Source organism: Rhizobium rhizoryzae (assembly GCF_011046895.1).
GTDB classification, from domain to species: Bacteria; Pseudomonadota; Alphaproteobacteria; order Rhizobiales; family Rhizobiaceae; genus Neorhizobium; species Neorhizobium rhizoryzae.
In genome coordinates, this window is the sequence record NZ_CP049250.1 from 435,474 (window position 1) to 448,439 (window position 12,966).

The window sequence follows — 12,966 nt, forward strand, 5'->3', positions numbered from 1 at the left end:
GTCTTATCCTGCCGCTTGTAGCAAGGCTGCCATCATTTCATCGATGGTGCTGACCAGCTTGGTCGCCGCCTTGTAGGACTGCTCGATATCGAGAAGCAGGGAGAGCTCCTCGTCGAGGCTGACGCCGGTTTCGCTTGTGTAGGCTTCCGAGGCCCGTGCCTCCATGGCCGTCTTGGTTTCGTTTGCGGCTGTGGCCGTGCTACGGATCGCTTCCAGCCAGGACGTCGAGGCCGACGAGTAGGTCATGAGGTTGAGGGTACCCTTCACCTCCGTCGCCTGATCGAAGCTGCGCGTCGTCTTCATCGCCTGGGTGTAGCTGTCGAGTAGCGCCGAATAGCCCGAGCCGCCCGCGTTGACGACATAGGCAGCGCCATTGAATCCGCCATCGCGGATCATGGTCGGATTGCCCTTGGCCAGGGGATTGACCTTGATGGATGCCGCAAGACCCGGAATGACCGTGCCGGTCGCATCGACCGCATCATCCACACCGTTTGTAAAGAGACCCGCGAGAGGTGGCAGTGCCCCGGAAGGACCGGTTTCAGCAAAGGACACGATCAAGGTGCGCGCAACTTCGTCGAGCTGGCTCTGGAATTTCGGCGCGATCTCGTCACGGATCTGCAAAAGGGCCTGCAGCGAACCGGATGCGCTGGTGTCTCCGCCCTCTCCTGCCGTGATCGCAACGCCATCGATGTAGATCGGGTTGCCGGTGACATTCGCCGCATAGGCATTGGTCGAGCTGAAGGATACCGTGCGCGGGATCGTTTCGAAAAGCGTGGTGCCTTCGGAGGTGTAGATGGCCATATCGCCATTGTCGCGAACGACAGTCGAGACACCCACGATGCTGGAAATCTGCTTCAGGATCGTTTCGCGATTATCCAGCGCGTTGTTGGCATCCGATCCCGTGATCTTTGCACCAACAACCTGATTGTTGGCAGCCTCGAACTGGCCGAGCAGGCCATTCAGCTTGTCGACCTGGCTCTGGATTTCTGCGTCGGCGCGGGTTCGAATGCCCTGAACGCCAGCAGAGATATTGTTCAGCGTATCCACCAGATCCTGCGCGTTCGACACGACGGTCGATCCGAGCGTGGTCGATGTCGGCGAGGCAGCATAAGAACTCAACTGGTCGAAGAGGTCCTGAAGGCGTTTGCTCGGCGAGTTGTCATACTCGTTGTTGCCCATCAGGTCGCGCATTTCCTGCAGACCGGTGAGAAGAGTGGACTGGCCGGTGGAAACAGAGGTTGCCGTGATGGTCTGCCGCAACAGAGAATTGTTCTGGGCTCTGTCGACAGACGCAACCAGCGCACCGTTGCCAGCCGTAGTCAACGAGGCGGAACGGCGAACATAGTTCGCGTTCTGACCGTTGGCGATATTCGTCGAAACAACCTGCGTCTGCTTCGAGGTATTGTTGAATATGGCCTGGGCTGTATTCAGTGCGGTGGAAAGCGTCATGTTACATTACTCCAGCGAGAGCCTTGGCGTTAGCGCTTCAGGTTCACGAGTACGTCGAGAAGTTCGGAGCCGGTCTGGAAGACCTTCGAATTGGCCGTGTAGCTGCGCTGCGATTCGATCATCGTTGTCAGTTCTTCGGCGATATCGACGTTGGAATCTTCCAGCGCACCAGACAGAATGTCACCGTAACCGACGGAACCCGCATAGCCCATGACGACGACGCCGGAGTCATTGCTCTGGGAGTAGACGTTACCAGCGACCGGACGAAGGTTGTTGGGGCTCTGCACGTTTGCCATGGCGATACGATAGGTCGGAACCGACTGGCCGTTCTTGTAGAGAATGGAAACGACGCCATCCTTGCTGATCTCGACCTTGTCGACGGCGCTGGCGCCCTGACCGTTGATGTTACCGGTAATCGAGTAGTCCGCTCCCAGCTGGGACAGTTTGGAGAGGTCGATGTCCAGCGCACCCAGTTCAGCACCGCCAAGGCTTGTGGATGGGATGGCCGTGGTGGTGATCGGTGCCGCTGGCGCCGTCAATTTGCCGTTGGCGTCGAATGTCAGCGTTGTGGTCGACAAGTTGGTGGTGACCGGCGGCGTGCCCGAATCGGTAAAGTCGACCGTCAGTTCCCACTCATTATCAGCGGTCTTCTCATAGGTCAGGTTCAAAAGCCTGCCATTACCCTGCGAGTCATAGGCGACGAGCGAAGAGGACTTTGTGTACCCGATTGCTTCCTTGGCTGGCAGGTTGCCTGCCACAAGACCCTCTGTTGAAGGCGTCGCTGTCATGCCACCAGATGTGACGTTGATTTCCGTCAGACCTTCGAAACCATTGATGACGATCGTCGGATCCTCATTGGCCTTGTAAGGATAACCCATCAGGGTGAAGCCAGCCGAGTTCTGCAGCGTGCCGTCTTCCTGCACTTCGAAATTGCCTGCGCGGGTCAGGTAGTCGGTGCCATCGGCTCCAGCGACGATGAAGAAACCTTCACCATCAATCGCCAGATCGGTCGAGGACGTCGTGTAGCTGAAGGCGCCCTGATCGTTGATGGAATAACGGACGGTGGTGTTGACGCCGCCGGAATTGTAGGAACCTTCGGAAGACGGCAGGATCATCGACGAAAACTGGGTCGACGATTTCTTGTAACCGGCCGTGCTGGCGTTCGCGATGTTATCGCCCACCGTGCTGAGACGATTTGCCTGGGCATTCATTCCGGACACGCCGGTCCGCATGGTTCCGTAAAGGCTCATATCAATTCCTCGTTCTGCCTGTGGTAGCAACACTAGATGACGGGCCTTGCGTGAAGCTGGCTGTTTCGGCTGTTCATCAGCCATTCCGAACATCCTGAAGCAAAGTCAGACCGAGAGCGCTACAGGCAGATACAAAATACAAACCCCGGAAATCGCTGTCGATTTCCGGGGCTAAACTCGGCTAATGCCAAGTGAATCACTGTCTATTTTCGGGAAAGCTCAATCAGCTCCAGTCGATGCAATAGCCAAGGAAACGCTTGCTATCGATCGGGTCGAAGCCGAGCTTCTTGCGCAGCTTCTTGCGCAGCTTGCTGATGTGGCTTTCGACGACGTTCTCTTCGACTTCCTCGTCGAAGATACCGTAGATGGCGTTGAAGATCTGGGTCTTCGACACGCGACGTCCGCGGTTTGCGACTAGATATTCGAGAATGCGACGCTCACGCCGCGGCAGGGGGAAGATCTCGCCCTGGATTTCCGGATCGCGACCATCGTCGAAAACGCGGATCGGTCCGATATCGGTGTAGTTCGTCAATGCCTTCACACGACGACGGATTGCCGCCGCACGTGCCAGGATTTCCCGGGGATGAACCGGCTTGCGCACGACATCGTCGACGCCGCTGTCGAACAATGCCAGCGTTGCTTCCAGCGACGGCTGATCACTCACAGCAATCACTGGTGCTGCGGTACGATCCCGGATTGCACGCGGCAGTTCCAGCGCATGCTCGGTCTGACCGATCAGAAACGCTTCAACCGCTGCGATATCCGTATCGGCCGCAGTCGATACCCACTCGCCAAACTCTCTGGGATCAAACCCTGTTGAGGGTACTCCCTCACGCCCAAACAATGAGGTGTAACCCTCTTTCACGAGCTCACGCTCATCAACCACTACGATCATTCGTCCGCCTCCGAATCAGTGTGGTGCCTCGATGATCTATGGGTACGAATCGGCGGCTTCATGAACAACTACGCAAAATTAACCATAGATTTTAATAGTTGATTAAGGGTCGGCTCCTGATTTGCTCTATATCTAGTGGGTGCGACAATTTTTCCCCACAAAAAATTAGTGGAAAAGTTAACGTAACGTAAAACTGATCTTTTCTTGCCACTTTTTCGCCAAATCAGTCTATCTGCGGCCACCCCCTATTCGGCGGCGCCCTACAACCAATTTTTAGTTGTATTCACTGACAAAAATTTGCAGCCCCCGGTGTCCACTTGCCGTAACCCGTCGCGACCAGATTCGCAATGACGCGGCAGACGTACCGCTTTTGTGCCGGGTCATTGTTCGGTCCCGCATGGTATCTGGCTACCGCCATCGTCCATGTTTCGTGGCGGTCGTGGAGGTTGCGGAGAAACTTCGCGGCGTATTCGACGTTCCGCCGCGGGTCCAGCATCTCCTGGGGAGACGCAAAATTCTCGCCATGGAAGTGGTGATTGATCTGCATGCAACCCATGTCGATGAGTTGCCTGCCCTCCCGACGAGCCGCTTCGAAGGCCTGCATGGCGGCCATCGGGGTCTCCGGGAAGTAGGCTTTACCCTCGATATTGAGCGCCCAGGGATAAAGGCTGCCCTTGCGACCAGTCTCTGTCAGACCGACCGAATACAGGATACCTTCAGGGATCTGGTACTTTGCTGCAGCCGATTGGATTTCCTTCTCACAGGCGCCAGCAGCTACTGCAGCGGCATCAGAGATAGATATCGCCAGCGCGAACATCGCGCCCAGAAGCAGCGCCAGAGCGCGGATCTGCGGCTGTCTCATAGTCATCATTTCCTGTCATGAAGGGCACTCCGGCACGTCCGGATTGCTGCCCCTGTCCCTGCCCTGCGCCACCATTGCCCTGTTGCCCGGCCATGGCACCACGCTGTCCGGCATCATTGGACTGCTGCGAATTATCCGATTGCGATGTCGGCGTGATCGTCACCGTCACCTGATCCACTGCAAAGCCTTGCGAGCGCAGCGCGTCCAGAATGCCGCTGCTATCACTTGTGAGCTGGCTGTGCGCCGCCCTCGTCTCGACAGTCAGGTGAACGCTCAACTGCTCTCCAACGAGCCTCAAGGTCGCTGTGACCGACCCCAGATCAACCGGCGTCATCTGCAGTTTCAGCGTATTGACGACGTTACCGGTGCTGCTCTGGGCAGCCGCATTCGACAGAGCGGAACTGGGATGCATGGCAGCAGCCCAGTCCTGATCCTGCGAGATGGCTGTCGTCAGGGCTGTTGCGTTCTGGGACGTACCAAAACCCAGGAACCGGCGTGCATCGAGCACCGTGACCTGTTCGGCACCGCCATTACCACTGCGTCCGGTTTCAAACGTCGTCTTGCCATCAGCGCCCGTGCCGATGATCATGTCCAGACTGCTGCCGCGCGGACCGGCAAAGCGGAACGTCTTTTCCCCGCCTCCAACGCCAGTCTCCGGCAGTTCCGCCGATACATCAAGTTCGGTTGCCATCACCGTATCCGCAGCAGCGACCTGTTTCTGTAGCGGTGCAGCATCGCGGTTCCCGTCATTGGAATCACCGGATCCAGATGCCTTGCCGCTGGTGATCTTCACTCCGGAATGAGCAACCGCTGCAGCTTCAGCCGAGCCCGAAAGCAGTGACAGCACGGAATTTGCATCTGTGGCTGCCGTCTTCGGGTCGGCCTTATCGGCATCCGTCTTCTTTACGTCGGGCTCAAGATTGGCGGCTATCTCAGTCTTATCGGACAGGACCTCGTCATCGGCGTTCTTGTCCTGCGCCTTGGTCTTGATCTTCTCAGCCTTATCCTGCTTCTGCGTCTTCGGGTCGCCCTCGATCTGTTGAGGCTCGGCTACAACGGAGTTTACTTCGGCACCCACTTTCGGGTTTAGTTTGCCTGCGATGGCGAGATCAAGGCGCAGCGCCGCCGAGGCGTTCGTGCTGCCCGCAATACGAACACGCGAAACTGTATTCGCCGGCTGCGCATCGGCATCAGCCTCCAGATCAGCGGAGGTTGAGGCCTTCGCCCCGGACTGATCCTCGCCCTGCCCTTTGGACTCGCGTTGAGAGACGCTGGAGAGAGCATTGCCGAAGTCGTCTGATTTTTCTTTTACACCGCGTCCCTGCACGGCGTCCTGAGGCGCCGCGCCGCTGGCGGGCGCGCCCAAATTCAAGGCCGACGTAATCATCGCGCTACTTGTCCTTTTTCAGCAGTTCATCGATAGCGCTCAGCTTGGACCGACCCTTGTCGACATAGGACTTGAAGTCGGGATCGAGCGCTTTCGCCTCACCGGCAGGAGGTTGAACTCCCTTCGCCGTGGCTCCTGCTGCATCATGCGCAGGCAGTGCAGAGGTTTGTTCTGCACTGATCTGATTGGGGATTGTCTCTGCTTTGTCTTGCCCGAGGCTTTCGAGGCTGGGAGCCTTCAGAACCTCGGCGGCAATTCGTCGTGCGGCATCACGCAGCGCGCGATCCTCTGCACTGAGTTCATTATCGGGAATTTGATCGAGGGCCTTGACGGCCTCCTGCATCTTGCCCGCAGGCATGCGCGCAACATTGCTGAAGAGGCTCGCAGCAGACAGGCCGCTGGTGGCGAGTGATTTTCCGCGCTCAGCCGCCTTGTCGGCAGCCAGCTTGGCAAGCTCGGTCTTTCCTTCAATGGTCGCCTGGCGTGCAAGTCTCAGATAGATCTCGCGCGCCCGATCATCCGCCATGACTTCCAGCGCACCGTCCAGGTCCTCGGCGGTGATCTCTCCAAAATGAGCTGAAACCAGAGCGACAAAAAGATCCGCAAACTGGCTGGCATAGGGAGAATGGGAGAAGCGTCTTGCGTACTGGCGTGCGTAGCCAAAGCCTTTGGCAACGAGCCCCTGTTCGACCGCGACCGCGACAGACCGGCGCAGAGCCGCTTCCTCAATGATGGTTCCGGGCGCCAGCAGGCGTGCCGTATCATAGAACTCCAGGGCCTTCTTCTGATCCGTCGCGATGATCACATTGCCAGCGACAAGCGCAAGGTAAGGGCCGATCCGCTGATCGCGGTACTCCGGCACCATGTTTGCGAGACCACTTGCGACCATCGTACCGCGACCACTCAGGTATTTGCGCAGCGCATTGGCGACACGGTTGTCGAAATTGCCGGCCGTATCCTTCGAGACGATCAGTTCCAGGGTGGAGGGATTGCCGCCGCTCATGGCGTAGATCAGCGCCGCGTCGACGTTCCTCGGATCCTCGAAGACGCGCATATCGGCGGTGCGCAACCGCTTATCGATGGTGGACAGCATGAAGCGCTGCATGGCACCGGCCGAGTGATCGCCCATGACCACCGTATCCTGCACGAATTGCAGGGACCGCAGCATCTGGTAGGGCTCCAGCGTCTCTTGCGATTGCTGGGCACGGCTGTCCATCGGCAGAACCAGCGCGATGGCCGTTGCCGCAAGCAGAGACAGAGCATGGCGCGCTCGCCAGTTCATCAGGCTTTGCCGTCCTCAAGCAGGATTTCGATGCGCCGGTTCTGATCAGCCAGCGGGTTATTGGGAACCTGAAGGCGCCGATCCGCATAGCCGGAGATCTGCTTCACCCGGTCTTCGGCAAGCCCGCCCTTGGTCAGCATGAAATAGGCGCTGTGGGCGCGCTGGGAGGAAAGCCGCCAGTTGTCGTTTTCGCCCGACTTGAACGGACGACCGTCCGTATGTCCACGAATGATGACGCTTCCCTTCCGATCCTTCAAAATTGCACCGATCTTCTCCATGGCCAGCACCAGTTCCTTGCGAGGAACGGCTGAACCGACATTGAACATTGGCGTATCAAGCTGGTCGGAAATCGTGATCAGAAGCCCACCTTCAGCCGGCGTCACGATCAAACCTTCCGCCAGCTTGCCCGAAATGCCTGCAATCTGGCTTTCGATCTGCTGCTTCAGTTCATCAGCCTTGCGTGCCTCGGCTGCAGCCGCAGCAGCCGCTGCCGCCGCATCCGCCTGCACCGTTGCAGGGTCGGGTCTGGGTCGCGGGAGAGCGACGGATGCCAGTTGCATATCGGCGGCCGGGGCACCGGCCTGCGCAACGTTTGCCGGGTTCTTCGGCGGTTCTCCGCGCGTTTGCGTCGCAGAAGGCGGCGTCGGCGGCAGCATTTCCGGCATGGTTTCGTTGGAAGGATTGACCGGCTTGACTTCTGCCGGCGCCTTGGCCTGTCCGTCAGCACGGGTGACTTCAACCTGCTTGGTCCAGAAGTCGGGATCGAACGGATCGCGATAGGCTTCGCCGCCGTCTGCGCCCGTTGCGGGGCCCGATGAACTCGCGCCGCCCTCACCCTTTGCGCTGACATTGGCCTGCTGACCGACTTCCTGAGCGATTTCCGCCAGGACGGAATAGGGATTCTGGAAGAAGTCCGCTTCCGAGAAGTTGGCTTCTTCACCCGAGGCCTGCGTCATATCCTCGCCAGTTGCGGCGGCAGCCCCGACCTTGTCGGCATCGGCCTTGACCTTGGAGCGCTCCTTGCTCTCCTCGCCTTCAGCGGCATCGACCGGCTTTTCCAGGCCCTTCTTTGCCGGGGTCTGGTCCGAAAGCTTGATCGGGTTGAAATAGCTGGCGACAGATGCCGTCGTCTTTTCGTTCGCGGCGTTAACCAGCCACATCACGAGGAAAAACGCCATCATCGCTGTCATGAAGTCGGCATAGGCGATCTTCCAGGCACCACCGTGATGTCCGTCGTGCCCACCGCCATGCTTCTTGACGATGATGATTTCGTTCTTGCCGTGATGATGATTCTGTTCGCTCATGCGAGCACTTTCTTCAGGCTGCCAGCCCAGGCAGAAAGCCGGGTGACCAGGACAGCCTCATTGATATCGACGGACAGATCGAGATCTGATGTCTCGATGTGCCGCATGTCCGGGGCATTCTCGCCCAAGGCTTTGGTGAACATTTCAAACAGGTTCTGACTGCCGTGGACCGTCAGTTTCGCGACGTCTTCGCTTTTCAGGGCCTCAATGACCTGTTGCGCAAGTTCAGCGACCATAGCTTGCGCAACGGCCTCTTCCATCACTGGCGCAAGAACCGCAGTCACCGCCGTCTCCAGGGCGACGGCAGCCTCCTCGCGCATGCGCTCGAGGCTTTCGACAAGACGTTCAGCGGTCTGTCTTTCCATTTCATGACGTAGTTCAATCAGAGCAGCCTCATGCTCGGCCACAAGCCGCTCGCGTTCCGCTTCCCAGCGCGCATCGCTGGCCGCCTCGCCTTCGGCGCGCCCTTCTGCAAATGCAGCTGCCCGTTCCGCCTCCAGATCGACAGACGGTTCTGGCGCTGGGGGCTCGAAATGGAAATCATTGTCGAGCTCAAATGCGACGACCGGAACCGGCGCCGCGGGAGGCGTGGAAAAGTCCTTCAGATATCGCGTCAGGGATGCCGTCATCGTCCCTCTCCTGCACTGCGAAAGGCCGGACCTTCGCATGGTGAAGCGCTCGAAGGCACAAGTCGTCGAAAGCTAGCCACCATGATTTTCGCCATACCCTACTGCATGCCAAACATGTCCCGACAAATTTATCGGATCAGCGTGAATTTTTTGGAACTTTAGGAATTCAAACTTGCGCGAAGGTGAAGATAGGGGCCGCCATTCCGACGAGCAGCGACCCCTTGTATCGTTTCAACGATTTGTGACTACTGCTGGAAGAGCTGCAGAATGTTCTGGGCGTTGGTGTTCGCGATGGAGAGCGACTGGATCGCCAACTGCTGCTGCGTCTGCAGGGCCTTCAATCGGGTCGATTCCTCGTTCATGTCTGCATCGACCAGACGACCGATACCGGTATCGATCGCATCCATCAGGGTCGAAACGAACTGCTCCTGCATGTCGATACGGCTGGTGATGGCACCAAGCGCTGACGCTGAATCGGTCAGGCGCTGAAGGATCTTTTCTGTTGCACTCAACATTCCGGCGAGATCTTCTGCCGAGGTCGTATTGCTGATCGCAATTTCGGTTCCAGATGCACCGGAGGCGGAATCGGCATTGATCAGGAAGTAGTCCGCTGCAACCGTACCGCCGCTACCGTCAGGCTGATCTACGGTCCAGTCCATGGTCAGAACGCCGCGCTGGGCGTCTTCGGTATCGATGAGGGTCGAGGTTGCCGTATCGAAAGCGAGCGTCGTCAGGCTTACGGCACCATCGGAAGCGCGATTGAACGATGCAACGATATTCTTGACGCCCGGATTTGCGCTATCCTTGTTGAAAAGCCAGTTTTCTCCGGAGAAAGACGCTGATTCGGAGATCGATGACAGCTGGTTCTTCAGCTGTTCGATTTCCTTGTTGATTTTGGTTTTATCGACACCTGGCTGTGATGCAGCCGTTATCTTGGATTTGATCTGATCGACGACCTTGATGGCGGAATCCAAGCCCGTATAGGCCGTGTCCGTGGTCGCTGCGCCAAGACCGAGAGCATCCTGAACCGTGCTGAGCGCCTTGTTGTCCGACCGCATGGTGGTTGCGATCGACCAGTAGGCAGCGTTATCAGCAGCGGTCTCGACGCGGTAACCCGACGAAATGCGCGCCTGCACCTGCTCCATGTTCTGATTGACGGAACGCAGTGTCTGAAGCGCCGCCAGAGCGCCGGTGTTGGTAATAATACTTGTCATTTCGAATATCGCCCCTGGATATGATTTGGGACATGCCGGACCGGGCTAAACGCGCGATTGCATCATGCAGACGTTAGCCGACCAAGTTTTCGGCAGACGTTCGGGCGTATGTGAATGGCCAGCCCGATCTGCTCCGAACAGAGCATTCAGCAGACTCGCATCCCGAGGTCGATAAAGCCGCATTTGTCTTGTGCGAGGCTGATCTTTTTCCATAGACAACAGGTTGGGGAAGAAGCCGAACCGTCCGTATCAGGAATCCTGAACGAAAAAGGGAGGCCGCGCAAACTGCGCGGCCTCCCTTTTGAAGGTCTGAAACGTCTTACGATTAACGGAAGAGTGTCAGAATGTTCTGCGAGTCGTTGTTGGCAATCGAGAGAGCCTGGATGCCAAGCTGCTGCTGTGTCTGCAGAGCCTTCAGCTTTGTCGACTCTTCGTTCATGTCGGCATCCACGAGCTTGCCAACACCGGTGTCGATGGAATCGATCAGATCCTGAACGAAGTTGGACTGGAGATCGATACGGCTGTTGATCGAGCCGACGTCAGCTGCCGCATCGGTCATTTCCTTCAGGGCCTGATCCGTTGCAACGAGATACTGCGCCATTTCATCACGTGTCGTCGTGTTCGTGATGGTGAGGCCCAGCACACCGTCTGCCAACGCGCCGTTGGTCTGCGTGTTGCCGGTCTCATCGACGTAGGTCAGGTTCGTCCATTCCTTGGAGAGAATGCCAGCGCCGGCCGTATCGTTTGCACCCGTTGCGTCGAGGCTGACCAGAGTGGACTTCGTGGTGTCGTACTCCAGCGTTGTGAGGCTGATATTGCCGGTCGCATCGCGGTTGAAGGAACCGATGATGGCCTTGGTCTCAGGAGTCGTGGTCGGGTCTTCGAGAACCCAGTTCTGACCGGAGAAGGACGCCGACTTCGCGATCGACTTCAGCTGGTCCTGGAGCTGCGTGATTTCCTTCTGGACCTTTTCCTTGTCCACGCCGGGCTGCGAGGCAGCCGTCAGCTTGGCCTTGATCTCGTCGACAACCTTGATCGAGCTCTGGAGAGCCGTGTAAGCCGTATCCGTCATCGCAGCGCCAAGGCCGAGAGCGTCCTTGACTGTGCCAAGAGCCTTGTTGTCCGAACGCATCGTCGTGGCAATCGACCAGTAAGCAGCGTTGTCCGAGGCCGTTTCGATGCGATATCCGGAAGATACGTGGTTCTGCGTTGTTTCCATATCGCTGGCGATGGAGCGCAGAGTGGAGAGCGCTGCAATCGCTGCGGTATTGGTCAGAATGCTGGTCATAATTGGCCCCTACAAGAAAACAGTGGACTTGATATTCCGGGTCTACCGGCAAGGGGTGTTGCGCCTCATGCTCGTCCTGCTTCCAATGGTTATCGGGACGCACCGCTTGTATGAGTCCATATCAACTGATTAAGGTTAACAAATATTGAAGTGGTTAAGGAAAAGATTAGCGGACTGAAGGGAAACATTTACTCAGAGACAAAAAAATCGCGCCCTGGCCGGGCGCGATCTTAAACTTTGCTTAACCTTGGTTCGCTTAGCGGAAGAGCGACAGGATGCTCTGCGAGTCGTTGTTTGCGATGGACAGAGCCTGGATGCCGAGCTGCTGCTGCGTCTGCAGAGCCTTGAGGCGGGTCGACTCTTCGTTCATGTCAGCGTCAACGAGCTTGCCAACGCCCTTGTCGATGGAGTCCATCAGGTCTTCGACGAAGGAGTTCTGCAGTTCGATACGGCTGTTGATGGCACCAACGTCAGCGCCGGCATCGGTCATTTCCTTCAGTGCAGCTTCAACACCAGACAGGATCTGCGCCATCGTGTTGCGATCGGTGGTGCCGGTGATCGTGAAGCCCAAGATGCCATCGGCGACTTCGCCGTCTGTCTGTGTCTGACCAGCGTCGTCCACATAGGTCAGGCCGGTGCGCTCCTTGGACAGGATGCCGTCGCCAGACGTATCGTTGGTGCCATCGGTCTGCAAGCTGACCAGGGTGGAGCTTGTGGTGTCGTATTCCAGGGTCGTCAGGCTGATATTGCCTTCAGAGTCACGGTTGAACGAACCAACGATTGCCTTGGTTTCCGGCGTATTGTTATCATCCTGCAGAACCCAGTTCTGACCGGAGAAGGATGCAGACTTTGCAATCGACTTCAGCTGGTCCTGAAGCTGCTTGATTTCCTTTTGAACCTTGTCCTTGTCAACGCCCGGCTGGGAGGCAGCAGTCAGCTTGGTCTTGATCTGGTCGACAACCTTGATGGAAGATTCAATCGCGGTGTAGGCTGTATCAGTGGTAGCAGCACCCAGACCGAGAGCGTCCTTAACGGTGCCAAGTGCCTTGTTGTCGGAGCGCATCGTTGTCGCGATCGACCAGTAAGCGGCGTTGTCGGAAGCGCTTGCGACGCTATAGCCCGATGAGATCGCCGACTGGGTCTTCTCCATGCTGCTGCTGATGGAGCGCAATGTGGAGAGCGCTGAGATAGCCGAGCTATTCGTCATAATTGATGACATAGTATTCTAGTCCCTTGTTACTGGATACTCGTTGGGGACATACCGGACTTAAACTACCGGCAATGACGATTGGCTTCATGCCCACTCGGTTCCGTGTACTCGAAGGAAACCAAACGCGTCATATGCCAAGGATATTTGCAGAGATTCATTGCGGATTCCTTAAACCGCATTCTAAAGTTCGACCTAT

General features: G+C 57.4%; 11 protein-coding genes. All 11 read right to left on the minus strand.

All coding sequences use genetic code 11. From position 1 onward, the window contains the following. Positions 1-3: 3 nt before the first annotated feature. Positions 4-1,449, minus strand: a complete 1,446-nt coding sequence (gene flgK, locus G6N80_RS08260; RefSeq protein ID WP_165132996.1) for a flagellar hook-associated protein FlgK — start codon at positions 1,447-1,449, stop codon at positions 4-6. Positions 1,450-1,478: 29 nt separating this feature from the next. Continuing rightward, positions 1,479-2,699, minus strand: a complete 1,221-nt coding sequence (locus G6N80_RS08265) for a flagellar hook protein FlgE (protein WP_062555368.1) — start codon at positions 2,697-2,699, stop codon at positions 1,479-1,481. A 223-nt stretch (positions 2,700-2,922) separates the two neighbouring features. Continuing rightward, positions 2,923-3,594, minus strand: coding sequence for a transcriptional activator Rem (gene rem / locus G6N80_RS08270; protein ID WP_062555367.1), 672 nt, complete (start codon positions 3,592-3,594; stop codon positions 2,923-2,925). A gap of 283 nt (positions 3,595-3,877) precedes the next feature. After that, positions 3,878-4,456 carry a transglycosylase SLT domain-containing protein gene (locus G6N80_RS08275; RefSeq protein WP_062555366.1) on the minus strand — a complete coding sequence of 193 codons (579 nt, stop codon included), beginning with the start codon at positions 4,454-4,456 and terminating at the stop codon, positions 3,878-3,880. Next, positions 4,383-5,843 (minus strand): flagellar hook-length control protein FliK, encoded by a 1,461-nt coding sequence (gene fliK / locus G6N80_RS08280; RefSeq protein ID WP_165132998.1) that lies wholly within the window; start codon positions 5,841-5,843, stop codon positions 4,383-4,385. The genes G6N80_RS08275 and fliK overlap by 74 nt, the downstream gene beginning before the upstream one ends. 4 nt (positions 5,844-5,847) lie before the next feature. Then, entirely contained in the window at positions 5,848-7,125 is a 1,278-nt protein-coding gene (gene motC / locus G6N80_RS08285; protein WP_062555364.1) for a chemotaxis protein MotC, read from the minus strand. Further along, entirely contained in the window at positions 7,125-8,429 is a 1,305-nt protein-coding gene (locus tag G6N80_RS08290) for a MotB family protein (RefSeq protein WP_062555363.1), read from the minus strand. The genes motC and G6N80_RS08290 overlap by 1 nt, the downstream gene beginning before the upstream one ends. Continuing rightward, positions 8,426-9,058: a hypothetical protein gene (locus tag G6N80_RS08295; protein WP_165133000.1), complete on the minus strand. Its 633-nt coding sequence runs from the start codon at positions 9,056-9,058 to the stop codon at positions 8,426-8,428. The genes G6N80_RS08290 and G6N80_RS08295 overlap by 4 nt, the downstream gene beginning before the upstream one ends. Before the next feature lie 245 nt (positions 9,059-9,303). Next, positions 9,304-10,272 carry a flagellin N-terminal helical domain-containing protein gene (locus tag G6N80_RS08300; protein ID WP_062555361.1) on the minus strand — a complete coding sequence of 323 codons (969 nt, stop codon included), beginning with the start codon at positions 10,270-10,272 and terminating at the stop codon, positions 9,304-9,306. A 325-nt stretch (positions 10,273-10,597) separates the two neighbouring features. Further along, positions 10,598-11,560 (minus strand): flagellin N-terminal helical domain-containing protein, encoded by a 963-nt coding sequence (locus G6N80_RS08305; protein ID WP_062555360.1) that lies wholly within the window; start codon positions 11,558-11,560, stop codon positions 10,598-10,600. 256 nt (positions 11,561-11,816) lie between these two features. Continuing rightward, positions 11,817-12,779, minus strand: a complete 963-nt coding sequence (locus G6N80_RS08310; RefSeq protein ID WP_062555359.1) for a flagellin N-terminal helical domain-containing protein — start codon at positions 12,777-12,779, stop codon at positions 11,817-11,819. Between the last annotated feature and the right edge of the window lie 187 nt (positions 12,780-12,966).